Below are 23,188 nucleotides of genomic sequence, written 5' to 3'. Positions count from 1 at the left end.
GGGCCTAACCCCTTTTTTCAAATGAAGCTGCGTCTGCGCCCGTTTTCAGGGCGCAGCAGGAGCCGGGCTTTCGCTCAGCTCATCCAGTTGCCGCCATCGACATTGTATGTCTGCGCCACCACATAATCGCTGTCGCTGCTGGCGAGGAAAACCGCCATACCGGTCAGATCTTCCGCTGTGCCCATGCGGCCATAGGGGACCGCCTCGCCGACCAGACGCTTCTTCTCGCCGAGCGGCCGGTTTTCATATTTGGCAAAGAGCGCGTCGACCCCGGCCCAGTGCTCGCCATCGACAACACCCGGTGCAATCGCATTGACATTGATCCTGTGCTTGATCAGATCCTGCCCGGTGGACTGGGTCAGGCTGATGACGGCGGCCTTGGTGGCGCAATAGATGGCGACCAGCGCCTCACCCCGGCGGCCGGCCTGGCTGGCCATATTGATGATCTTGCCACCCTTGCCGCGCGCGATCATGGCTTTGGCCACGGCCTGCAACGTGAACAGCGTGCCGGAAAAATTCACAGCGAACAGTTTTTCATAGCTGGCGCGGGTAATCTCGACAGTCGGCGACATATCGAACAGCGCCGCATTGTTGACGAGGATATCGATGCCACCGAACAGGTCGACGGTCTCCTTGACGGCGGCATCGATGGAAGCCTGGTCCGTCACATCCAGCTTGACCGCATGCGCGCCCTTGCCCAGTTCCGTCGCGGTCTGCTGCGCGCGCGCCAGATCGATATCGGCAATCACCACATGGGCGGCGCCTTCCCTGAGATAGGCCTCCGCAAAGGCCCGGCCGATGCCGCGTGCCGATCCTGTAATGAATGCTGTCTTGCCTGCCAGTCTGCTCATGTCAAATCACCTGTCCGTCCGCGCCAAATCGATGTAGCCGAGCCGGATCCGGCGTGAGGAAAATCGGCTGGCCATGTCTCGTGTCAAAGTCCCCGTCGGTGCGCACGGTCACCTGACCGATGCCATCGACCTGAGTGTGGATAAAGGTGTCGGAACCGAGATGTTCGGTCACGCCAACCTTGCCCGTCCAAGCACCTTCCGTTGCGGAAATGCGGATATGTTCCGGGCGGACGCCAAGCGTCGTTGCATTGTGCTTGGCGGCTTCCGCACCTTCGATGAGGTTCATGCGCGGAGAGCCGATGAACCCGGCGACAAACACATTCTTCGGGCTGCGGTAGAGTTCCATGGGCGAACCCACCTGCTCGATGCGCCCGGCATTCAGCACCACGATCTTGTCAGCCATGGTCATGGCCTCCACCTGATCGTGGGTGACGTAGATCATTGTCGTCTTCAGCTGATGGTGCAGGTCGCTGATCTCCAGCCGCATGTTGCCGCGCAGCGCCGCATCCAGATTGGACAGCGGCTCGTCGAAGAGGAACGCCTTCGGCTGGCGCACGATCGCCCGGCCGATGGCAACGCGCTGGCGCTGGCCGCCGGAAAGCTGGCCCGGACGGCGTTCGAGATAGTTGGTGAGGTTGAGGATATGCGCGGCGTCCTTGACCTTCTTGTCGATCACGGATTTTTCCTGCCCGTCCATTTTCAGGGGAAAGGCGATGTTGCCGTAGACGGTCATATGCGGGTAGAGCGCATAGGACTGGAAGACCATGGACAGGCCGCGCTTGGCCGGCGCCTCGCTCGACATGTCCTTGCCGTCGATGATGATGCGCCCGCCGCTCAGGTCCTCGAGCCCGGCGATCATGCGCAGCAGCGTGGACTTGCCGCAGCCGGACGGGCCGACAAACACGACGAACTCGCCATCGTTGATTTCAAGATCGATGTGCGGAATGACCGAGGTGGTTCCAAATGACTTGGATACTTTTTCGAGTGTAATGCTTCCCATAATATTCTTCCCATCTCTTTTGGCTGCGCCAAAGGCTGAAACCTATTTCACTGCGCCGAAGGTCAGGCCGCGCACCAGCTGCTTTTGCGAGAACCAGCCCATGATCAGGATGGGGGCAATGGCCATGGTGGATGCGGCGGAGAGTTTGGCCCAGAACAAGCCCTCGGGACTTGAGTAGGATGCGATAAAGGCGGTGAGCGGCGCGGCGTTGGCGGCGGTCAGGTTCAGTGTCCAGAAAGCCTCGTTCCATGCCAGGATGATGTTGAGCAGCATGGTCGAGGCGATACCGGGGACGGCCATTGGCGTCAGCACATAGACGATCTCCTTCATCAGCGATGCGCCATCCATGCGCGCCGCTTCGAGAATCTCGCCGGGGATTTCCTTGAAGTAGGTGTAGAGCATCCAGACGATGATCGGCAGGTTGATCATGGTCAGGACGGCGACAAGGCCGAGACGCGTGTCGAGCAGGCCCCAGTCACGGAAGATCAGATAGAGCGGCACCAGCACGCCGACCGCCGGCATCATCTTGGTGGAGAGCATCCACATCAGGATGTCCTTGGTGCGCTTGGTCGGCGAGAAGGCCATGGCCCAGGCGGCGGGAATGGCCAGCGCCAGGCCGATCAGGGTGGAGCCCACCGAAATCACCACGGAATTGGTGAAATGCTTGAAGTAGTCGGAGCGGCTCTGCACCTCGCGGTAGTTTTCCAGCGTCCAGTCAAAGAACAGGAACTGCGGCGGCGTTGCCACGGCGGCTCCTTCCGATTTGAAGCTGGTCAGGAACGTCCACAGGATCGGAAAGAAAATCAGGAAACCGATGGTCCAGCCGATAACGGTGAAGATGACTTTGCTGCGTGTCGTGGTTGCGCGGGCCATGATTAGAGCCCTTTCTGGCCATATTGGCCGTATTCTGTTTCTCGTCTGGCGAGACAATCCGCGCGGAAGGTAGCGAGGCCGATGTGGTTCATCGGACGAAGCCGCCTGACAATGCGGGTGTCCGCCAGACGGAAACCCGAAGGGACGGGGCCTGTTGCGCCAATCCCGGCGCAAAACCACTCGCCCGCACGAAGAGTGCGTAACTTCTTGTTTTTGCTTGATCTTGTCACAACATGCCTCCGTCAGAATAGGTCAATATGGTCAGAAAGGGCTCTTACCTCTCCAGGTTCTTGCCGATGAGGCGAATGAGGAAGAAGGCGACGATATTGGCAAGGACCACCGCGACGATACCGCCGGCGGATGCGCCGCCCACGTCGAACTGCAGCAATGCCTGCATGTAGATGAGATAGGTGATGTTGGTCGTCTGGATGCCCGGTCCGCCATTGGTCGTCACCAGAATTTCGGCGAAGACGCTGAGCAGGAAGATCGTCTGGATCAGGATGACCACGGTGATGGCCCGCGACAGATGCGGCAGCACCAGATAGATGAAGCGCGAGATCGCCCCGGCGCCGTCCATTTCGGCGGCTTCCTTCTGCTCGCCGTCCAGCGACTGCAGGGCGGTCAGAAGAATGAGCGTGGCGAAGGGCAGCCATTGCCAGGCGACAATGAGGATGATCGAAAACAGCGGTACTTGCGCGAACCAGTCGATCGGCTGGAAGCCGAACAGGCGGGCAATCCAGGCGAACAGGCCGTTGACCGGATGCATCAGCATGTTCTTCCACACCAGCGCCGAAACCGTCGGCATGACGAAGAACGGCGCGATAACCAGGAGCCGCACGATGCCCTGGCCGAAGAACGGCTGATCCAGCACCAGCGCCAGAAGAATGCCGCCGATGACGGTGATGAGCAGCGTCCCGCCCACCAGAATGAGCGTATTGGCAAGCGCGGTGAAGAAGGCGGGATCGGTCAGAAAATACTGGTAGTTAAGAAAGCCGATATATTCCTCTGTCCCCGGCATCAGCAAGTTGTAGCGCAGGAACGAGAAGTACAGCGTCATGACAAGCGGCACGATCATCCACACGAAGAGCAGGATGACGGCGGGCGACATCATGATACGGGCCGTTGCACGTGTCTGAAGCGTAGCCATGGTCAGGTTCCGATACGATAATTATCAAAAACGATAATGCAAAAGGAGGCCCGGGCGGCCTCCGACATTCGCGTCGGAAGCCGTCCGGAGCCAGGAGGATTCTACTTGATGTAGCCGCCCTTTGTCATCTCGCGGGTGGTCAGCGCCTGGGCACCCTGCAGGGCCTGGTCGACACTCATCGAACCGGCGAGCGCAGCGGAGAACTGTTGGCCCACGGCGGTGCCGATGCCCTGGAATTCAGGGATGGCGACGAACTGGCCGCCCGTATAGGGCACCGGCTTGATGGTCGGCTTGCTGGTGTTCGCGGCGGTCATCGCATCGAGCGTGATCTTGGCGAAAGGCGCGGCCTTCTGGTACTCGGCATTGGCATAGAGCGAGGTGCGCGTGCCCGGAGGCACGTTGGCCCAGCCTTCCTTGGATGCAACGAGTTCCGTATAGGCCTTGTCGGTCGCCCAGGAGATGAACTTCTGCGCGGCTTCCGCCTTCTTGGTGCCGGCGGGAACGCCGAGGTTCCAGGCCCACAGCCAGTTGCCGTGGTTTTCAACGCCGCCGGTCGGGAAGAGCGCATAGCCCACCTTGTCGGCAACCTTGGATTCCTTCGGGTTGGTCACGAAGGACGCGGCAACCGTCGCATCGATCCAGATGCCGCACTTGCCGGTCTGGAACAGCGCGAGGTTTTCATTGAAGCCATTGGAGGATGCACCGGGAGGTCCGGCTTCCTTCATCAGATCGACATAGAACTTCAGCGCATGCTTCCATTCCGGCTGGTCGAACTGCGGATGCCACTTTTCATCGAACCAGCGCGCGCCGAACGAATTGGCGGTTGCCGTCAGCAGCGCCATGTTCTCACCCCAGCCGGCCTTGCCGCGCAGGCAGATGCCGTAGGTCTCGGTTGATTTGTCGGTCATCTTCTTCGCCGCTTCGGCGATCTGGTCCCAGGTCGGCTTTTCCGGAATGGTTACACCGGCCTTTTCAGCCAGGTCCTTGCGGTACATGACCATGGCGCTTTCGCCGTAGAACGGCGAGGCATAGAGCTTGCCGTCAACCGAAACCGCATCGCGGATCGCCGGCAGCAGATCGTCCTTGCTGTAATCCTTGGCAAGGCCGTCGAGCGGCAGGAGCCAGCCCTGCTTGGCCCAGATCGGCACTTCATAGGTGCCGATGGTCATGATGTCGTACTGGCCGCCCTTGGTGGCGATATCGGTGGTGACACGCTGGCGCAGCACGTTTTCTTCGAGCGTGACCCATTCCAGCTTGATGTCGGGATTTTTCTTGGTGAAGTCGTCGGTCAATTTCTGCATGCGAACCATGTCGCCATTGTTGACCGTGGCAATGGTCAGCGTTTCGGCATTGGCGAAACTCGCCATGGCCAGAACTGACGCAGCGCCGAGCAGAAGCGTTCTCGTTAACATCTCATTCCTCCCGTGAATGTTATGAGCAATTGCTTGTCTTATGGGCAAATACTCACACAATCCCGAAACAAGTCAAGAGGCAATCGATGCTGCGCTGCAGCATCAAACCTTCGCTTCCAGCAAAACGGTGGAAATCAGACGGGACGGAGGAGTGCTTCGGCGGTCTGTTCGTCCGTGATCAAGCCATTGATAAGACTGCCCTTAATCGCGGCGACAATACCGGGCAGCTTCTTGGCGCCCATGGCGATGGCGATCACCGTCGCCGTCTCGCGCGAGGGAATATGCGCACTGGCCACGCGGTCATTGGTGAGGCCCTCGATGGGCATGCCATTGCGGTCGAACGCCCGCCCGACGATCTCGCACACCGCGCCGGCCCGGCGCAAAGCCAGGAGTTCATCGCGTGAAATGAAGCCGTCGACGAAGAGCGGCGCATCGTCCTCAAGGTCGCCGATGCCGAGAAAGGCGACATTGGCCTGCGCCGACAATTCCAGGACCGGGCGGATCATCGCCTGCGCATGCAGCAGCTCACGCTCCTCCGGCGAGGAGGCGATAACAGGCAGCGGCATGGGGAAGGAGCGCGCCTTGATCTTGTCGGCGATATTGAAAATGACGTTGTAATACGCGGCTGAACCATCCGGCGAAATATTGCCGGTCAGCGATACAACCTTATGTTGGGGACACTCAATGGGTGACAGCCGTTCGATGGCCGCTTTCAGCGTGCGTCCCGTGCCGATGCCGAGGACGATCGGCGCCTCGGATTTCAGCCAGCGGGTCATTTCATCCGCCGCCGCATCGGCCACGCCGAGCGTGGTCGAGGTCGAGCCCGGATCGGTCGGCACCACTTCCACCATCTTGAGGCCGAAGCGCTTTTTCAGCTGCGCCGCAAGGTCAAGACAATGGGCGATGGGATGATCGAGGCGCACCTTGACCAGCCCTTCCGACACGGCCAGCGACACCATGCGCTGCGCCGACTGGCGCGAAATACCGAGCTTGGCCGCGATCTCATCCTGCGTGTTGCCGGCGACGTAATAGAGCCAGCCGGCCCGCGCCGCATCGTCCAGCCTTGATGTGGTAATCTCGGGCTTACTCAATTATCTGCCCCGCCCTTAAGCGCCTCGCTCCGCTCGTTGCTGGCGGGGACCCCATTGTCTGCCCCGTCCTTAAGCGCCTCGCCGGTGACAGCGGTCTTGTGCCCGTCGGAATGGCCGAGATCGCGCTCGGGCCAGACGATGTCGCGCACCTTCTGCTTGAGCACCTTGGCTTCGGGGAAACCGCCATCGCGCTTGCGCTCCCAGATCAGATCGCCCTCGACGCGGATTTCGAACACGCCGCCGGTACCGGGGATCAGGGCGACCTCGCCGAGATCAGCACCAAAGGTGGACAGCAGTTCCTGCGCCATCCAGGCGGAGCGGAGGAGCCAGCTGCATTGCGTGCAGTAAAGGATGGTGATGCGCGGTTTCGTTGTCATGCCGAGCTTCTTAGCATTTCCTCATCGGGATGTAAGCTGTTGTGTTGGGGTGCTCTTGGATAGGTTTTCACCCCCCTCTGTCCTGCCGGACATCTCCCCCACAAGGGGGGAGATCAGCTGTCATAGCTGTTTCAGCCAATCTTCAACATTGAGAATAGCGTAAAGGCGTTGATGCCGATGTGATCTCCCCCCTTGTGGGGGAGATGTCCGGCAGGACAGAGGGGGGTGAAAAGTAATTGGGGTGAAACTTATCCACGTTCTCCCATCCGCGCTTATTCTTCTCCTCGTCCTTTCCGGCGGGAATGCTTCCGGAAACTTTCGAAAGTCGGGAAAGGATCGGCGCTTCGGCCATGCAGGGAGGAAAACCTGTGCGGCCGGGGAGGTTTGGCTCGGTGGTGAAACATCGGGCAAAACCTGAAAACGCCGGGGCGGGTGGTCCTTGGATCGCAAGCATAGCATACAGCATACCCCAAGACCCGCGTTCCAAGGACCGCCCGTCATTCTCCTCTTTCAACGGCCAGACGCAAAAGCGGGCGTGGCAACGGTTGCTCCTGACAGAAGGTTGTCAGCAGCCCTGCGCTATACCGCGCGCCCGGAAGACAGGCGCGAGGGAGGGCATCATGGACGGCAGGGAACAGACGACCGGCAGCGCGGCGGATTTCGATTTTCTCATCGGCGACTGGACGATCCGCAATCTGCGGCTGAAACGGCGTTTTGCCGGTTGCGACGACTGGGATGAATTTCCCGCCACGTCGCGCGTGCGCAAGCTGTTGCAGGACACGGCCAATCTGGAAGAGATGGACATTCCGGCCAAGGGCTTTGCCGGGATCACACTGCGCCTGTTCAACCCGCGCGACGGCTCATGGTCGCTGCACTGGGCGGACAGCCGGAGCAACCGCCTGTTTGCGCCGGTTATCGGCCGGTTCGACCAGGACGAAGGCCTGTTCTACGGCGACGACACCGATGACGGCAGGCCGGTGCGCGTGCGGTTTCTCTGGGAACCCTGCCAGCACACCCCATGCTGGGAACAGGCGTTTTCCCGCGATGGCGGCGAAACCTGGGAAACCAACTGGATGATGCAGTTCACCCGGGTGTGATGCTGCTGTGCCGAGATTGCATCGTGTCCTCACCCCCCTCTGCCCTGCCGGGCATCTCCCCCACAAGGGGGGAGATCACATTGGCATCAACGGCTTTACATTCTCTTCAATGTTGAAGGTTGGCTGAAACAATGATGGCAGCTGATCTCCCCCCTTGTGGGGGAGATGTCCGGCAGGACAGAGGGGGGTAAAATAGTCATCCCCGCCGCCGCAATTCCCGCCGCACACGGCGCCAGACGCCCTGCCGCACCATGACGCCGCGCCGCCATGCATAGTCCTCCTCGATCCAGGCCTGATACCCGGCAAACGCGCCATGCCTGGCGACAAGCGCGTCGGCCATGTCAGTGATCTCATCCTGCGGAACCAGCCACGGCTTGATCGATGCTTCCCATGCATGGAAGAGCAGCGTACCCCAGATCGGGGAAAGACAGACGATGAAAATGACCCATTCAAAACAATTGGACATGATTATAACTTATGACAAAACGTGGTAGTATATTCTGTCGTATTGTACCTAGACCCGTGGTAATTGCCAGAACATTTTGTTCCGATGGAACAGTTTGCATCAAATCTGAAAAAGCGCGCCGCCGAACTTGGCATCTCCAATTCGGAAGCAGGGCGCAGAGCGGGTTTAAGCGAAAGACGATACGGGAATTATATTGCGGACAGGCGCGAGCCTGATCTGGCGACAGTCGTGCGTATTGCAAAAGTGCTGCAGACGACGCCGGACAGATTGCTGTCGTTCGGAGACGAGACCGAGGCCGAGCCGATTGCGCAGCAGCGCATCCGCGCGGCCATCGGGGTGCTCTCGCCGGATGATCTGGAAACCGTGGCGATCATGGTCGAGGCACTGGCGAGCAAGCGCCATGCGGGCGGGGGCTGAGTCCATTGCAGTGTTGGCGGTGCGTGGTTCGACAAGCTCACCATGAGGGAGGGTGAGGATTGCAGGGAGCTATATTCTGCAGCGTCTAAGATTAGCTTTGCAGTCCACCCACTTCCCTCATGGTGAGCTTGTCGAACCACGCACCGAGAACCACGCTTATTGCAACTGCGACCGCCGCAAAACAAAATCAGCGGCGGGACATTTCCCGGGCGATGCGGGTGAAATCCGCCTGCTTGATGCCGATATCGGCGCGGTCGGCCGGGCTCATGGCGTTGAGGAGCGCCATGGCGTTGCGGAAATCCTGGTCCTTGCGGCGGCGTCCGCGCGCGGTGAAATCGAAGATGAAGCTCATTGGTGTGTAACCCGTGTCGATGTAATGTTACCCCAAAGATAAATCCACACGCCCGGATTGTGCAGTGCAATATGCGCATGGGTGGTATGTCGACATAAAAGGGAAACGCCAAGACGATGGACAAAACAGCAGCAACCAGAACCGAAAACCCGTCCGCGCTGATCGATGCGCGGATCAAAGAACTCAGCGACTGGCGCGGCGCGATGCTGGCGCATGTGCGCGCGCTCATCCGGCAGGCCGACCCCGAGGTGGTGGAAGAGGTGAAGTGGCGCGGGGTGCCGGTCTGGGAGCATGCCGGCATCATCTGCACCGGCGAGACCTACAAGAGCGCGGTGAAGCTGACCTTTCTCAAGGGCGCGGCACTCGCCGACCCGGCAAAGCTGTTCAACTCCAGCCTTGAGGGCAATGCCCGGCGCGCCATCGATCTGCACGAGGGCGATGTCATCGACGAGGAGGCCTTCAAGGCGCTCATCCGCGCTGCCGTCGCGCTGAACACCGCCAAATCGCGCACATAATCAGGCGGTCAGCGCCCGACCTGTTCGGCCTGTTCGACCGTCAGCGGCTTGATCTCCGGCGGCAGCGGTTCCGGCCTGTCCGCCTGCAGGACGGGCGCCGACGGCACGGGCGGCCGCACCGTGGTACAGGCGGCCGCACAGGCCAGAATGCCAAAAAGGGCGAGCATCCGCGCCAGGGCGCGGGGAAAACCGGCTTGCATCAAGCCTCAGTTATCGCTCATCTTCAGCGCCTGGATGAAGGCTTCCTGCGGGATTTCGACCTTGCCGAACTGCCGCATGCGCTTCTTGCCTTCCTTCTGCTTTTCCAGAAGCTTGCGCTTGCGCGAGACGTCGCCGCCATAGCATTTTGCCGTCACGTCCTTGCGCAGTGCCGAGATGGTTTCACGCGCGATCACCGTGCCGCCGATGGCCGCCTGGATCGGGATCTTGAACATGTGCTTGGGGATCAGGTCCTTCAGCTTTTCGCAGAGGTCGCGGCCGCGCTTTTCCGCGGCGGCGCGGTGCACCATCATCGACAGCGCATCGACCGGCTCGCCGTTGACCAGCACCGACATCTTGACCAGATTGCCCTCGCGGTAATCCGAGAGGTGATAGTCGAAGGAGGCATAACCCTGGCTGATCGACTTCAGCCGGTCGTAGAAATCGAACACAACTTCGTTGAGCGGCAGGTCATAGGTGACCATGGCGCGCTTGCCGACATAGTTGAGATCGATCTGGATGCCGCGGCGGTCCTGGCAGAGCTTCAGGATGGAGCCGAGATAATCATCGGGGGTGAGGATCGTCGCGCGGATCCACGGTTCCTCGATGGTGGCGATCTTCATCACCTCGGGCATGTCAGCGGGGTTGTGCAACTCCTTCTGCGTGCCGTCGGTCATGTTGAGCTTGTAGACGACGCTCGGGGCGGTGGCGATGAGATCGAGGTTGAACTCGCGCTCCAGCCGCTCCTGGATGATTTCAAGATGCAGAAGCCCGAGGAAGCCGCAGCGGAAACCGAAACCCAGCGCCGCGGAGCTTTCCATTTCGAAGGAGAACGAGGCGTCGTTGAGGCGCAGGCGGCCCATGGCGGCGCGCAGATCCTCGAAATCGGCGGCATCGACCGGGAAGAGGCCGCAGAAAACCACCGGCTGCGCCGGCTTGAAACCGGGCAGGATGGAATCGGTCGGGCGCTTGTCCTCGGTGATGGTATCGCCGACGCGGGTGTCGGCGACTTCCTTGATCGAGGCGGTGATGAAGCCGAATTCGCCCGGTCCAAGCTCGTCCACGGCCAGCATCTTCGGCGTGAACACGCCGGTACGCTCGACCGGATATTTGGCGCCGGTGCCCATCATGCGGATGGTCTGGCCCTTTTTCAAAACGCCGTCGATAATGCGCACGAGAACGATAACGCCGAGATAGCTGTCGTACCAGCTGTCGACCAGCATGGCCTTCAGCGGCTTGGTGCGGTCGCCTTCGCGCGGCGGCGGCAGCTGGTTGACGATGGCTTCCAGAACATCGGGAATGCCGAGGCCGGTCTTGGCGGAAATCAGCACGGCCTGGCTGGCATCGATGCCGATGACTTCCTCGACCTGTTCGCGGATGCGCTCGGGTTCGGCGGCCGGCAGATCGACCTTATTCAGCACCACGACGATCTCGTGGTTGTTATCAATGGCCTGATAGACATTGGCGAGGGTCTGCGCCTCGACGCCCTGCGAGGCGTCGACGACGAGCAGCGAACCTTCGCAGGCCGACAGGGACCGCGACACTTCATAGGCAAAGTCGACGTGGCCGGGCGTATCGATCAGGTTGAGAACGTAGGTCTCGCCGTTGTTGGCCTTGTAGTTCAGCCGGACGGTCTGCGCCTTGATGGTGATGCCGCGCTCGCGCTCGATATCCATCGAGTCGAGCACCTGTTCCTTCATGTCGCGCAGCTCGAGCCCGCCTGTCTGCTGGATCAGGCGGTCGGCAAGGGTGGATTTGCCATGGTCGATATGGGCGACGATGGAAAAATTACGGATGTGGTCAAGTGGAGTGCTCATGCGCGCGATTTAGCAGTGAACAGGCAAAACGCAAAGCGGGAAATGCAATCCGCCCGCCCGGACCGTCACAAGATTGCATCGTCTGTGCTATATTTTGCCCCTGCGCCACACACCGGGGATGTGATGATGGACGAATTCTTCAATTTCAAGGAGACGGATGGTTTCCGGGTCAAGCTCTGGCGGGGCGAATATATGTGCCTGCTGGGCTTCGACGTGGATACGCCGGAGGATGATTTTGTCGGTTTCGCGGTGGAGTACAAGGAGCCGAAGGGCGACACATTTTTGAACCTGCGCAACCGCATCGCCTTCGACTATGGCGAACCGGCCAAGAAGGCGGTGACCGGCGGGGTCAAGTTCCCAACCACCGAAGCGCCGCTGCAGATGTTCCGCTGGGTGCATTTTCCCTATGAGCCGCAGGACGGCATCTACACCTACCGCATCACCAAGATGCACATGCCGCAGGACGGCAAGCTGGTGCGCGGCACCATGATCGAACTGCCGATCCGCTATGACAGCGTCACCTATGACGGCTTTCTCGATATCGGTTTCACCCGCAACTTCGCCTCGTCGCAGGCTTTCGAGGACAAGAAAAAGCGGCTGCACCTGACCAATGACATCATCCCCAGCAACGCCGATGACGGCCTCGCCTTCGCGGCTGAGAAAGCCGAAATCGCCAAGACGGGCATTTACGACTGGCTGGGTTTCGAGGCGCACCGGCTGCTGTTCGCTTTCCTCGACTGGGCGGTGAAGGACCCGACCATCGAGGTCGACGCGCTGGCCTACGACCTGAATGAGCCGGACTTTCTGGCACAGCTGGAAAAGCTCGGCAGCCGCCTGCGGGTGATCGTCGATGATTCCGGCGTGGCCGACAAGAAGAGCGGTGGCATGAAAAGCGGGCATGGCGCGCCGGACAGTGCGGAAACCCAGGCGGCGGCGCGGCTTGCCGCCAGCGCCGGGGCGGACCATGTCAAACGCGGGCATTTTCGCGGGCTGCAGCACAACAAGGTGCTGATCGCCAAACGCAACGGCGTACCGGTGCGGGTGCTGGGCGGCTCGATGAACTTTTCGTTCCGCGGCTTCTACATCCAGGCCAACAACCTGTTCATCTTCGATGACGAAGCGGTGGCGGGGCTGTTCGCGCAGATGTTCACGCTGGCCTTCACCGACATGGCCAATTTCCACAAGGACCCGTTTTCGAAAGTCTGGCATTCGGTGAAACGCGAGGGCCGCCCGGCGGTGCATGTCTGTTTTTCGCCGCACAAGACATCGGAGCTGTCGCTGCGGCCGGTGGGCGGCGCCATCGACCAGGCGACATCCTCGGTGTTCTATTCCTTCGCCTTCATGAACCAGACCAAATCCGGCCCGGTGCGCGAGGCGCTGGACCGTCTGATCAAAAAGCCGCTGTTCAGCTATGGCGTGGTGGACAAGAAGAGCGGGATGGAAATCCAGAAGCCGAGCGGCGAGAACGGCCTTGTCGATTTCGCCTATCTCGCCAAGAACGCGCCGGAACCGTTCAAGAGCGAATGGTCCGGCGGCAGCGGCATCAATATCCACCACAAGTTCGCGGTGGTGGATTTCGACAAGCCGACGGCCAAGGTGTTCACCGGATCGAGCAATTTCTCACCCTCCGGCGAGACAGGCAATGGCGATCATCTCGTCATCATCGAGGACCAGCGGGTGGCGACGGCCTTTGCCATCGAGGCACTGCGCATGTTCGACCACCTGAACTTCCGCAACCGCATGCAGGTGGAAATCGCCGCGCTGCCGAAACAGATCACCCTGAAGAAACCCAAGGCCATATCGGGTGAAAGCACCGCGTGGTTCGACAAGTTCTACGTGGCGGGAAGCCAGCGCGAGCGCGATCGGCTGACCTTTTCGCGTCAGTCGTAGCGCAGGTCGTGCGCCTTGCCGCCGAACACCCGGTAGGCGAAGATGGAATAGCCGATAATGGCGGGCAGCACGACGATGACGCCGACGAGGATGATGCCGAGGCTTTCCGGCGCGCTGGCGGCGGCGAAAATCGTCAGCCGCTCCGGCACCACATAGGGATAGAAGGAATAGGCGAGCCCGGCAAAGCCGAGGGTGAAAATACCCGCCATCAGCATGAATGGCAGCGCCGAATAGCGGTCATTGGCGGCGGGCAGCCTGGCAAGCACGGCCCAGAGTGCAGCAAAGAGCGCGGCAGTGACCAGCGGCAGCGGCGCGAGCAGGATCATCTGCGGCAGCACGAACCATTTGGCGAAAATGCGCGGACTGGCCAAGGGCGTCGCCAGCGAAACCGCAACCATGCCGAGCGCGGCGAAAACCAGCGACCGGCGCATCAGGAGGACAGCCTTGTGCTGCAAGGCGCCCTCGGTCTTGTGGATGATCCACGCGGCGCCGATGGCGGCATAGGACGCGGTGAGGCAAAGACCGAGCAGCAGGCCGAACAGGATGCAGGCCGCTGACTGGTCAAGCCCCAGCACATAGACGCCGAGCATGTAGCCCTGCGCCAGGGAAGCGGTGATCGAGCCAACGGCGAAGACGAAATTCCAGCGCGGCTTCACATGCAGGTCAACCTTGGCGCGAAAATCGAAGGCGACACCGCGCAGGATCAGGCTGATCAGCATGACGGTGACGGGGACATACAGCGCCGGCAGCACGATGCCATGCGCCGCGGGAAAGGCCACCAGCAGCAGGCCGATGGCGAGGACCAGCCAGGTTTCATTGGCATCCCAGAACGGGCCGATGGCGGCAACCATGGTGTCACGTTCCGCGTCGTCCGTTGCGGCGAAAAGAATGCCGACGCCGAGATCGAACCCGTCGAGGATGGCGTAGACCAGGATCGACAGGCCCATCAGCCCGGCAAAAACGAGGGGAAGAAGGATGGCGGGATCAAAGGTCATCCGCTTCCCCGCACCGGCTGGCCCAAGGGCTGGTCTTCGACGCCCGGTTCCGGCTGCCGGTCGCCCTCGCGGGCGGCCTTGACCGTGAGCCGCAGGATCACGCCGATATAGGCCAGCAGCAGCACGGCATAGACACTGAGATAGGCCGCAAGCGACGCGGCGACCGTAGCGGCGGGCACCGGCCCCAGCGCATCCACCGCTTTGAGTACGCCGCTGACCAGCCAGGGCTGGCGGCCGATCTCCGCCGTGTACCAGCCGGCCAGCGTTGCCACCCAGCCGGACAGCGCCATCGGCACCAGCACGAGCGCGAGCGGCCGCGTGAGCGTGCCGCGCCGCCACAGCATCCACGCGGCTGTCCACGATACCAGCAGCATCAGGATGCCGGTGCCGACCATGATGCGGAAGGCGAAAAACAGCGGCAGAACCGGCGGGTGATTACCTGCAAACTGGTCGAGGCCGGGCACGGCACCCGCAGCGTCGTGCCGCAAGATCAGGCTGGCGCCATCCGGCACGCCAAACTCAAAACGATTTTCGCGTTTCGCATCGTCGGGCAGGGCAAACAGCAGCAGCGGCACATGGGAGCGGGTTTGCCAGTTGGCTTCGATCGCCGCGATCTTCTGCGGCTGATGCGCCAGCGTGTTCAGCCCGTGCTGATCGCCCGCGACGATCTGCACCGGGATGAGCACCGCGGCGAGATAAACGCCTGTGCGCAGGGCTTTGCCCATGGCATCGCTGCGGTCGCCCAGCAGCCAGCGCAGGGCGGACAGGCCCGAGATCAGAAAGGATACGGTGAGCCCCGATGCCAGCAGCATGTGCACAAGCCGGTACGGCATGGACGGGTTGAAGATGATGGCGGCCCAATCGGTGGCAAAGGCCTTGCCGCCGCGCATCTCGAAACCATCGGGCGTCTGCATCCAGGAATTCAGCGCAATGATCCAGAACGCCGACACCGTCGTGCCGAACGCAACCAGCAGGGTTGCCAGCGTGTGGATGCGGTTGGACACGCGGCGGAATCCGAACAGCATGATGCCGAGAAAGGCTGCTTCCAGAAAGAACGCGGTGAGAATTTCATAGGCCAGCAGCGGCCCGGCGATGTTGCCGACCGTTTGCATATAGCCCGGCCAGTTGGTGCCGAACTGGAAGCTCATGGTCACGCCCGACACGACGCCGAAAGCGAAGGAAAGAGCGAAAACCTTGACCCAAAAATGGTAGGCCTTCATCCAGCTCTCGTCGCTGGAGCGGCGATAGCGCAGCTTGAAATACAAAAGCACCCAGCCGAGCGCGATGGTGATCGTCGGGAACAGGATATGGAACGAGATATTCGCAGCGAATTGTATTCTCGACAGAATGAACGGATCCATGACGGCGTCCTTTCGCTGCGGACATATGTCACCCGAACGGACGGCGTGAGAAGTAGACATGCTGTCGCGTGCGTGGTTCGACGCGCACGATTGACCTGCAAATCGGGCCTTTGCCCCTAGGCCGCGGCGATCAGCCCGCCATAGATATCCAGGTCCACATTGCCACCTGACAGGACCACGGCAACCGTCTTGCCTTGCAGCGCGTCTGCCCGTGCCGCCACGCCGGCAAGGCCGACGCAGCCGCCGGGCTCGACAATCACCTTGAGATAGGTCGCCGCATCGCGCATGGCAGCAGCAACCGCTTTATCGGAAACCGCGACGCCGCCCGCCAGGTTCTGCTTGTTGATCGGGAAGGTCAGGTCACCCGGCTGCTGGGTCAGGATCGCATCGCAGATCGAGCGGTAGCCCGGCTCGTTGGCAACCTGCCTGCCGGCCGCCAGCGACCGGCGCAGATCGTCGAAATGATCGGGCTCGACACCCCAGATGCGGGTGTGCGGGGAACGTGCCTTGACGGCAACGGAAATGCCGCTGATCAGCCCGCCGCCACCGCTCGGCACGAACAGGTCGTCGAAGACAATGCCGCGTTCCTCCGCCTCGTCGATCAGCTCGATGCCGATCGTGCCCTGCCCGGCCATGATCGCGGGATCGTCATAGGGTGGCACCAGGATCATGCCACGCCCGTTGATATACTCAGCCGCGATCTCCTCCCGGCTCTGCTTGTAACGGTCATAGAGAACGACATCCGCTCCGTAGGACCGTGTATTGGCAATTTTCAACTGCGGCGCATCGGACGGCATGATGATGACAGCCTTGATGCCGAAAAGCTGGGCGGAGCTTGCCACGCCCTGCGCATGGTTGCCGGAGGAAAAGGCGACGATGCCACGCTTGCGCTCGTCCGCCGTCATCTGGCTGATGCGGTTGTAGGCGCCGCGGAACTTGAACGAGCCGGTCCGCTGCAGGCATTCCGGCTTGAACAGGATGCGTGCGCCATATTTGGCATTGAGCGCTTCCGACTCGATCAGCCGGGTGGCGACAAGCTGGCCTTTGAGCCGGATGGCGGCATCGACGATATCGGTATTGGCAATGGCGAACGCGTTCATCATGTCCTCGGCTAAAGAATGGGCGGGTCTGGCCATTCATAGCACCGGCGCGGCGTTTCGGCATCCAAATCATTGTCATCATTGTCCCGGGCGCCCTCTTGAAAAGCACGCCTGCTTTCTATAGTTTAGAATTATTCTAAATTAGGACAGTGCCATGCTCAGCCGCTTTTTCGGTCCCCGCCGCCACGAACTCAACGAATTGTCGGAACAGCAGCTCCTCGCGCTCGCCATTTCATCGGAAGAAGACGATGCGCGGATCTACCTTGCCTATGCCGACGGGCTGCGGGACGATTTCCCGCAGAGCGCCAAAGTCTTCGAGGATATGGCGGAGGAGGAGAACCTGCACCGGCAGGTGCTCATCGACATGCACCGCGCGCGCTTCGGCGACCGCATTCCGCTGATCCGGCGCGAACATGTGCGCGGCTATCTCGAGCGCAAGCCGGACTGGCTGGTGCGGCCGCTCGGCATCGACAAGGTGCGCGAGATGGCGGAGAAAATGGAGGAGCAGGCCTACCGCTTCTACACGGAAGCGGTAAAACTGGTCAGCGATGCCTCGACGCGCAAACTGCTCGGGGATCTTGCCATTGCCGAGAAAACCCACGAATCGCTGGCGCACCGGCTGGGCGAACAGCACACGCCCGATGCGGTGCAACAGGACGAGAAACTGACGGAAAAACGCCAGTTCCTGCTCACCTATGTCCAGCCTGGGCTGGCGGGGCTGATGGACGGCTCCGTCTCGACGCTTGCGCCGATTTTTGCGGCGGCCTTCGCAACCCAGGACACCTGGCAGACATTTCTCGTCGGCCTCTCCGCCTCGCTCGGTGCCGGCATCTCGATGGGCTTCACGGAAGCCGCCCATGATGACGGCAAACTGTCCGGGCGAGGATCGCCGTTGAAGCGCGGCCTCGCCAACGGCCTGATGACGGCAATCGGCGGCCTGGGCCATGCCCTGCCCTACCTGATCCCAGATTTCTGGACGGCCACGACGATCGCCGCACTGGTGGTTTTCGTCGAGCTTTGGGCGATTGCCTATATCCAGCACAAATATATGGAAACGCCGTTCTTCCGCGCGGCGATACAGGTGGTGCTGGGCGGCAGCCTCGTCCTGGCCACGGGCATTCTCATCGGCAATGCGTGACGACCGGCTTGTGTAAACGTGTCTTGGCGGCGAATCAGAATTGACAAAACCCGGTGGTTAACACCGGGTTTCTTTTTAGCTTTTCAACCGGGAAATTACGGCCTGCCTCAGGTGTTAAAGCTAATTTTCCATGAATTCACCGGGCCTTAACCATCGGTATTCAGCAAGCGTTCATATTTATCGGTTAAATTTTAGCTAAATGATCGCTAACCGATTTTTTCGGGCGATCGAGATTCAGGAAATGAAGATATGACCATGCTCGTTCAACTGCGCGATACGCTTCGCGTCGTCCGTGAATTCATTGCACCGTCCTACCGGCCGGAACGCCATTACATGCGCGGCCCCGGCCCCGCCTGTGCACAGCGCAACCACGGTCAGGCGTGATGGTAAACGCGCGCGTCAGACGGAGCCTCATCACGGGCTCGCAAGCCATAGTCACGCATAACAGCCGCAATCCGCAGCCGGTAATCGGCAAAGATTTCGGCGCGGCCAGCGCTCTGGGCAGCGCGATGTTCCTCGGTCTGGCGCCAAGCCGCAACTGAGGCTTCGTCGCGCCAGAACGACAGGGAGAGATAACGGTTCTCGTTGGCAAGACCGCGGAACCGTTCGACGGAAATGAAGCCGTCCATCTTTTCCAGAAGCGGGCGCAAATTCGCCGCCCGCTCGAAATAATCTTTCTCGTGGCCTTCCCTCGGCTCCACTTCGAAAATCACAGCAATCATCGGATCAATTCCCCATTGTTTCCAGTAACCCGGCGCAGGAACGTGCGGTCCTCGCGGCGGATGAATTTCCGTTCGCGCGAAAATTCGTAATTGGCGCGGCCCAGCGGATCGGCCATCAATTTTGCGCGGTACGCCTCATAGGCCGCCAGATCTTCGATGTTGTAAATCCCGTAGGCCAATGTGGCCGACCCCTCATGCGGGGCGAAATAGCCGATCAGGTCGGCGCCGCAGCGCGGGATCGCCTCGTTCCAGGTACGTGCATAGTGCTCGAATGCATCCTTCTGGTAGGGGTCGATTTCATATTTGATAATGCAGGTGATGCTCATAACGGCCGCTCCTTCGTGTGGATTGGCCTGTTTTAGAGCAGCCGGATGATCCGATGCTTCGATCACGGCCGAACTATCGCGGCCGCAAAACAATCCGCCCCGCCGGGCGTTTGGCGCGCGGCGGGGCTGGTTGCAGAACAGTATCGGTACTATCAGGCGTCGAGACCGTCGAAGAGTGCCGTCGACAAATACCGTTCAGCAAAAGACGGAATGATCACGACGATATTCTTGCCCTTGTTTTCCGGACGCTTGCCGAGCTCGATAGCCGCCGTGAGCGCGGCGCCGGAGGAAATGCCGACCGGCACGCCTTCGAGCTTGGCCACCAGGCGGGCATAGGTGAAGGCATCCTCATTGGAGACCTGAATGACCTCGTCATAGATGTGCGTGTCGAGCACCTGCGGCGCGAAACCGGCACCGATGCCCTGGATCTTGTGCGGGCCGGGATTGCCGCCTGATAGAACCGGCGAATCCTTCGGCTCGACCGCAACGATGCGCACGTCCGGCTTGCGCTGCTTCAGGACCTGGCCGACACCGGTGATGGTGCCGCCGGTGCCGATGCCGGACACAAAGATATCGACCTTGCCGTCCGTATCGTTCCAGATTTCCTCGGCGGTGGTCCTGCGGTGAATCTCGGGGTTGGCCGGATTGTCGAACTGGCCGGGAATGACCGCATCGGGCGTGGTTTCCACCAGTTCATTGGCCTTGGCGATGGCGCCCTTCATACCCTTGGCGCCCTCGGTCAGAACCAGTTCGGCACCGAGCAGCTTGAGCATCTTGCGGCGCTCGACCGACATGGTTTCCGGCATGGTGAGGATGAGGCGGTAGCCCTTGGCGGCGGCGGCAAACGCCAGCGCGATACCGGTATTGCCGGAGGTCGGCTCAACGAATGTCGTCTTGCCCGGCGTCGCCTTGCCCTGTGCTTCCAGCGATTCGATCAGCGCGACGCCGATGCGATCCTTGACACTGGCAATCGGATTGAAGAATTCGAGCTTGGCCAACAGATTGGCTTCGACACCCTGATCCTTTGCCAGCTTATCAAGACGGATAATCGGCGTATCGCCGATGGTATCGACAATGGAATTGTAGATACGGCCGCGGCCGGGCTTGCGCGCATCACTCGTGCTCATGGAAATGCTCCCTCAATTGCTGTGACAGCCATCTTATGGCGCGAGCTTGAAAATTCATAGTCGAGCCTATGCATAAACAGCCCGATCACAGGAATTTCATGCCAATATACCTACAGCCTTAGAATAAAATTCTACGGTCAGGATGCCCGCCCGGCGATGGCAAGTGCAGCGCCCGCCATGAATGCGGCGGCGGTGCGGTTCAGCCGTTTCAGCGCGCGCGGCGATTGCAGGAACCAGCGTGCCTTGGATGCAAGCGCGAGATAGGGCACCAGCACGACAAGCAGCGTCACAACCGTTACGCAGGCGAGCAGGGCATAATCGGCCGGGGTGATGGCGTGCAGATCGATCAGCGTCGGCGTCAGAGCGATATAGAAGATCATGGTCTTCGGATTGCCGAGGGTAACCGCAAGCCCGGAAAGCACGCTGGCGAGAGCCCCGCCGCTGCCGCGCCTGGCTTCAATCTTTTCAGCGGAAATTCCCGCGGTCCAGAAACTCCAGGCGAGATAGGCGAGATAGGCCACACCCGCCCATTTGATCAGCAGAAACAGTGTTCCGAACGTCTGCGCCACCATGGAAAGGCCGAGCACCACGGCCGTCAGATAGGTCAGATCGCCGAGGACGAGGCCGAGCGACATGAACAGGGCCGAGCGGAAACCGGAGCCGAGCGCCCGCGCGATGAGGGCGGTGAGACCGGGCCCGGGAATGGCGGCGGCAATGGCAAGGGCGCCCGAATAGGCGATGAAACCGGCAAGTGTCATGATCACTCTCTGCGTGAAGTCTGTGCGGCGGGACAATACGCCGATTTTCCGCACTGGCAATCGGGTTTGAATGTTTGTGCTTTGAAGGCGTCACTCAGAGGGCCGGATTGTAAAAACTCATGTAAATCACCTTCAAATACTCGTAGAAGTCAGGGTTTTCTACAACGGCAGAATACGGCGCACAGCGAGTAACCGCACGAACCGCACTTTCGGCTAACAGGCTGAAAGCCTTATCCTTAGATCGGCTCTGAATTTCTGGCTTGCCAATGATGGTGCCATCTTTTGCCAACCGAATTATCACTGTGACGACGGACTTATCGTCCTTGTTCATATCGGGTTTGTTCCAGCAAGCTTGCACACTGGTCCTAAGTTCTTTGACGATTGCGGCAAAACGCGAATCAACCGGCTTCTTGTCCTCGGCACGAACCGGCACGGATGCCATCAAAAGCGAAAAACACACCGCGCCTGCAATCCTCCCGAACATGGTCACTTCCCTCTAGAGAACCAGAAACCCCTGTCCGAGCGGATCATCGTCTTCAACGATGAACTCCGCCTTGCCGCTGTAATAGGCGTGGCCGGAGACACGCGCCGTGATGGCGTCGAAGGGTCCCGCCCTGGTGAGCGAGGCGACAGCCCCGGCAAAGCGCGAACCGACAATGCTTTCGAAAATCCGCGCTTCGGTAGCATGAATCTGGCCCTTGGCGTGCATGGCAGCCAGCCGCGCGGTCACACCCGACCCCGTCGGCGAGCGGTCGAGCTGCGCATCGGCGAAAATGCAGACATTCCTTGTCGGCGCTTCCGACCAGCCGTCGAGACCGTCGGTGAGGATGGAACCATAGAGGAAGGCAAGGTCGCTGTGATCCGGGTGCGCCAGCGGCACGGCGTCCTTCACCGCTTCGGTGAGCAATGTTGCCGCCTCGATGAATTTGCGCGCGGGATCGCGGCCGAATTCAAGGCCGAACTGGCTGCAATGGGCGAGCGCGTAATAGGCGCCGCCATAGGCCACGTCGAACGTTATGTCGCCATAGGGCGGCAGATGGATGGTCCGGTCCCCGGCAAACAGAAAGGCCGGGACGCTTTCGAAGGAGACGCTGGCGGACTTGCCGTCTTTCACCTCGACGGAGGCCACCACCATGCCGCAGGGGCATTCGATGCGGACCGTCGTAACCGGCTCGACCTTCTCAACAAGGCCATAATCGATGGCATAGCGGCCAAGCGCGATGATGGCGTGGCCGCACATCGTCGAATAGCCCTCATTGTGCATGAACAGCACTGCAAGATCGGCGCCGGGCAGGTTCGGTTCGACCAGCAGCGCGCCATACATGTCGAAATGGCCGCGCGGCTCGAACATCAGGATTTTGCGGAGATGGTCGAGATTGTCCCGGACATAGGCGCGCTTCTCCAGGATCGTGCCTTTCGGCAGGACGGGATAGCCGCCGGTGATGATGCGCAGGGGCTCGCCGCCGGTGTGCATGTCGATGACGCTGAGCGGCGCGGCCATCAGGCGATGCCCAGAAGCGCAGGCAGCTTGCGCATGTCGTCGAAGAGGATACCGCCCGCCGCGACGAGACCTTCATGGTCGGCATGCGCATCGCCGCAATAGGAAAACACCCGCATGCCGGCCGCCGTTCCCGCCGTTGTTCCCGCCACGCTGTCCTCGATCACCACGGAGCGGGACGGCTCGAAGCCCATTTCCCTGGCCGCATGCAGGAAGAGATCGGGGAACGGCTTGCCGCGCGCCACCATGGATGCACTGTACAGCACATCATGGAAATGGCCGATCAGCCCGGTTTTCCCCAGCGTCAGGTGCATTTTTTCCACATTGGCGGAGGAGGCCACGCAATAGGACAGTTGCGCTTCCTTCACCGCATCGATGACCGTTTCGATGTGCGGAATGGCGTCGACGCCGTTTTCAAAAATGACGGGAATGGCCTGATACCAGCGCTCGACAAAATCGTCGCCAAGGGAATAGCCTTGCGCCTCCACCTTCTCCTTCACCGCGCGCATCGGCATGCCGCAGAGGTTCTTGCGCGCCTCATCGAAGGTGATGGGATAGCCCGCGGCATTGAGCATCTTGATCAGATGCTGATTGGCAAGGGCTTCGGTATCGACCAGGACCCCGTCACAGTCGAAAATCACCAGATCGGGGCGAGTCATG

General features: G+C 60.7%; 26 protein-coding genes and 2 pseudogenes. 7 read left to right on the top strand and 21 right to left on the bottom strand.

Annotated elements, in window-relative coordinates; translation table 11 throughout:
- Positions 1–74 precede the first annotated feature (74 nt).
- From ACP7B1_RS03960 to ACP7B1_RS03930, 7 genes and pseudogenes are all read right to left on the bottom strand, one after another.
- Positions 75–851, bottom strand: coding sequence for an L-iditol 2-dehydrogenase (locus tag ACP7B1_RS03960; RefSeq protein WP_346305960.1), 777 nt, complete (start codon positions 849–851; stop codon positions 75–77).
- Between the two features lies 1 nt (position 852).
- Entirely contained in the window at positions 853–1,851 is a 999-nt protein-coding gene (locus tag ACP7B1_RS03955; protein ID WP_346305959.1) for an ABC transporter ATP-binding protein, read from the bottom strand.
- 42 nt (positions 1,852–1,893) lie between these two features.
- Positions 1,894–2,724, bottom strand: coding sequence for a carbohydrate ABC transporter permease (locus ACP7B1_RS03950; protein ID WP_105738106.1), 831 nt, complete (start codon positions 2,722–2,724; stop codon positions 1,894–1,896).
- 274 nt (positions 2,725–2,998) lie between these two features.
- On the bottom strand, positions 2,999–3,871 hold the full coding sequence (locus ACP7B1_RS03945) for a sugar ABC transporter permease (protein ID WP_346305958.1): 873 nt from the start codon (positions 3,869–3,871) through the stop codon (positions 2,999–3,001).
- A 101-nt stretch (positions 3,872–3,972) separates the two neighbouring features.
- The gene (locus ACP7B1_RS03940) at positions 3,973–5,283 is read right to left on the bottom strand and encodes an ABC transporter substrate-binding protein (RefSeq protein WP_223612290.1); all 1,311 of its coding nucleotides are present in this window, start codon (positions 5,281–5,283) and stop codon (positions 3,973–3,975) included.
- 134 nt (positions 5,284–5,417) lie between these two features.
- Positions 5,418–6,374 (bottom strand): sugar-binding transcriptional regulator, encoded by a 957-nt coding sequence (locus ACP7B1_RS03935; RefSeq protein ID WP_346305957.1) that lies wholly within the window; start codon positions 6,372–6,374, stop codon positions 5,418–5,420.
- A 104-nt stretch (positions 6,375–6,478) separates the two neighbouring features.
- Positions 6,479–6,751: pseudogene (locus tag ACP7B1_RS03930) on the bottom strand (SelT/SelW/SelH family protein); the annotation flags it as partial.
- Positions 6,752–7,371: 620 nt separating this feature from the next.
- Between ACP7B1_RS03930 and ACP7B1_RS03925 the strand changes: the two are divergent.
- On the top strand, positions 7,372–7,848 hold the full coding sequence (locus tag ACP7B1_RS03925; RefSeq protein WP_346305956.1) for a hypothetical protein: 477 nt from the start codon (positions 7,372–7,374) through the stop codon (positions 7,846–7,848).
- 196 nt (positions 7,849–8,044) lie between these two features.
- Here the strand turns inward: ACP7B1_RS03925 and ACP7B1_RS03920 are convergent, their stop codons facing one another.
- Positions 8,045–8,314, bottom strand: a complete 270-nt coding sequence (locus ACP7B1_RS03920; protein WP_426136542.1) for a hypothetical protein — start codon at positions 8,312–8,314, stop codon at positions 8,045–8,047.
- An 84-nt stretch (positions 8,315–8,398) separates the two neighbouring features.
- Here ACP7B1_RS03920 and ACP7B1_RS03915 point away from each other — a divergent pair.
- A pseudogene (locus ACP7B1_RS03915) lies at positions 8,399–8,521 on the top strand (helix-turn-helix domain-containing protein); the annotation flags it as partial.
- A gap of 21 nt (positions 8,522–8,542) precedes the next feature.
- Positions 8,543–8,731, top strand: coding sequence for a hypothetical protein (locus ACP7B1_RS03910; RefSeq protein ID WP_426136803.1), 189 nt, complete (start codon positions 8,543–8,545; stop codon positions 8,729–8,731).
- 187 nt (positions 8,732–8,918) lie between these two features.
- Here ACP7B1_RS03910 and ACP7B1_RS03905 read toward each other — a convergent pair whose 3' ends face one another.
- A complete protein-coding gene (locus tag ACP7B1_RS03905; protein WP_223612295.1) occupies positions 8,919–9,083 on the bottom strand; it encodes a hypothetical protein in 165 nt (54 codons plus the stop codon).
- Positions 9,084–9,199: 116 nt separating this feature from the next.
- On the opposite strand from ACP7B1_RS03905, the gene ACP7B1_RS03900 reads away from it, so the two are divergent.
- Positions 9,200–9,598 carry a DUF1801 domain-containing protein gene (locus ACP7B1_RS03900; RefSeq protein WP_346307215.1) on the top strand — a complete coding sequence of 133 codons (399 nt, stop codon included), beginning with the start codon at positions 9,200–9,202 and terminating at the stop codon, positions 9,596–9,598.
- Between the two features lie 8 nt (positions 9,599–9,606).
- Here the strand turns inward: ACP7B1_RS03900 and ACP7B1_RS03895 are convergent, their stop codons facing one another.
- Both ACP7B1_RS03895 and lepA read right to left on the bottom strand, forming a co-directional pair.
- Entirely contained in the window at positions 9,607–9,798 is a 192-nt protein-coding gene (locus tag ACP7B1_RS03895) for a hypothetical protein (RefSeq protein ID WP_346307216.1), read from the bottom strand.
- 6 nt (positions 9,799–9,804) lie between these two features.
- Positions 9,805–11,613: a translation elongation factor 4 gene (lepA, locus tag ACP7B1_RS03890; RefSeq protein WP_223612298.1), complete on the bottom strand. Its 1,809-nt coding sequence runs from the start codon at positions 11,611–11,613 to the stop codon at positions 9,805–9,807.
- Positions 11,614–11,739: 126 nt separating this feature from the next.
- Here lepA and ACP7B1_RS03885 point away from each other — a divergent pair, with 126 nt between their 5' ends.
- The gene (locus ACP7B1_RS03885) at positions 11,740–13,503 is read left to right on the top strand and encodes a phospholipase D-like domain-containing protein (protein WP_346308402.1); all 1,764 of its coding nucleotides are present in this window, start codon (positions 11,740–11,742) and stop codon (positions 13,501–13,503) included.
- Here ACP7B1_RS03885 and ACP7B1_RS03880 read toward each other — a convergent pair.
- From ACP7B1_RS03880 to ACP7B1_RS03870, 3 genes are all read right to left on the bottom strand, one after another.
- A complete protein-coding gene (locus ACP7B1_RS03880) occupies positions 13,494–14,498 on the bottom strand; it encodes a cytochrome d ubiquinol oxidase subunit II (protein WP_346308401.1) in 1,005 nt (334 codons plus the stop codon). The genes ACP7B1_RS03885 and ACP7B1_RS03880 overlap by 10 nt on opposite strands.
- On the bottom strand, positions 14,495–15,859 hold the full coding sequence (locus ACP7B1_RS03875; protein ID WP_346308400.1) for a cytochrome ubiquinol oxidase subunit I: 1,365 nt from the start codon (positions 15,857–15,859) through the stop codon (positions 14,495–14,497). Before ACP7B1_RS03875 ends, ACP7B1_RS03880 begins: the two co-directional genes overlap by 4 nt.
- 116 nt (positions 15,860–15,975) lie before the next feature.
- Positions 15,976–16,959, bottom strand: a complete 984-nt coding sequence (locus ACP7B1_RS03870; protein ID WP_346308403.1) for a threonine/serine dehydratase — start codon at positions 16,957–16,959, stop codon at positions 15,976–15,978.
- Between the two features lie 154 nt (positions 16,960–17,113).
- On the opposite strand from ACP7B1_RS03870, the gene mbfA reads away from it, so the two are divergent.
- Together mbfA and ACP7B1_RS03860 are read left to right on the top strand one after the other, a co-directional pair.
- Positions 17,114–18,097 carry an iron exporter MbfA gene (gene mbfA, locus ACP7B1_RS03865; RefSeq protein ID WP_346308399.1) on the top strand — a complete coding sequence of 328 codons (984 nt, stop codon included), beginning with the start codon at positions 17,114–17,116 and terminating at the stop codon, positions 18,095–18,097.
- Between the two features lie 249 nt (positions 18,098–18,346).
- Positions 18,347–18,481, top strand: a complete 135-nt coding sequence (locus ACP7B1_RS03860) for a hypothetical protein (RefSeq protein ID WP_264319104.1) — start codon at positions 18,347–18,349, stop codon at positions 18,479–18,481.
- On the opposite strand, the gene ACP7B1_RS03855 is transcribed toward ACP7B1_RS03860, so the two are convergent.
- From ACP7B1_RS03855 to ACP7B1_RS03825, 7 genes are all read right to left on the bottom strand, one after another.
- Positions 18,472–18,819, bottom strand: a complete 348-nt coding sequence (locus ACP7B1_RS03855) for an antibiotic biosynthesis monooxygenase (protein WP_346308398.1) — start codon at positions 18,817–18,819, stop codon at positions 18,472–18,474. The genes ACP7B1_RS03860 and ACP7B1_RS03855 overlap by 10 nt on opposite strands.
- The gene (locus ACP7B1_RS03850; RefSeq protein WP_346308397.1) at positions 18,816–19,145 is read right to left on the bottom strand and encodes an NIPSNAP family protein; all 330 of its coding nucleotides are present in this window, start codon (positions 19,143–19,145) and stop codon (positions 18,816–18,818) included. The genes ACP7B1_RS03855 and ACP7B1_RS03850 overlap by 4 nt, the downstream gene beginning before the upstream one ends.
- 152 nt (positions 19,146–19,297) lie before the next feature.
- The gene (gene cysK, locus ACP7B1_RS03845; protein ID WP_346308396.1) at positions 19,298–20,272 is read right to left on the bottom strand and encodes a cysteine synthase A; all 975 of its coding nucleotides are present in this window, start codon (positions 20,270–20,272) and stop codon (positions 19,298–19,300) included.
- Between the two features lie 137 nt (positions 20,273–20,409).
- A complete protein-coding gene (locus ACP7B1_RS03840) occupies positions 20,410–21,030 on the bottom strand; it encodes a LysE family translocator (RefSeq protein ID WP_346308395.1) in 621 nt (206 codons plus the stop codon).
- A 94-nt stretch (positions 21,031–21,124) separates the two neighbouring features.
- Complete coding sequence (locus tag ACP7B1_RS03835; protein ID WP_346308394.1) at positions 21,125–21,514, bottom strand: TonB C-terminal domain-containing protein; 390 nt, start codon at positions 21,512–21,514, stop codon at positions 21,125–21,127.
- 12 nt (positions 21,515–21,526) lie between these two features.
- Positions 21,527–22,531: a proline racemase family protein gene (locus tag ACP7B1_RS03830; protein WP_346308393.1), complete on the bottom strand. Its 1,005-nt coding sequence runs from the start codon at positions 22,529–22,531 to the stop codon at positions 21,527–21,529.
- Positions 22,531–23,187: an HAD family hydrolase gene (locus ACP7B1_RS03825; RefSeq protein WP_346308392.1), complete on the bottom strand. Its 657-nt coding sequence runs from the start codon at positions 23,185–23,187 to the stop codon at positions 22,531–22,533. Before ACP7B1_RS03825 ends, ACP7B1_RS03830 begins: the two co-directional genes overlap by 1 nt.
- Position 23,188: the final 1 nt, after the last annotated feature.

It is taken from the genome of Phyllobacterium sp. SL163 (genome assembly GCF_049896885.1).
In the GTDB taxonomy this organism is placed as follows: domain Bacteria; phylum Pseudomonadota; class Alphaproteobacteria; order Rhizobiales; family Rhizobiaceae; genus Phyllobacterium; species Phyllobacterium calauticae.
The sequence above is the reverse complement of the archived record's forward strand: the minus strand, read 5'-3'. Positions and strand labels throughout refer to the sequence as shown.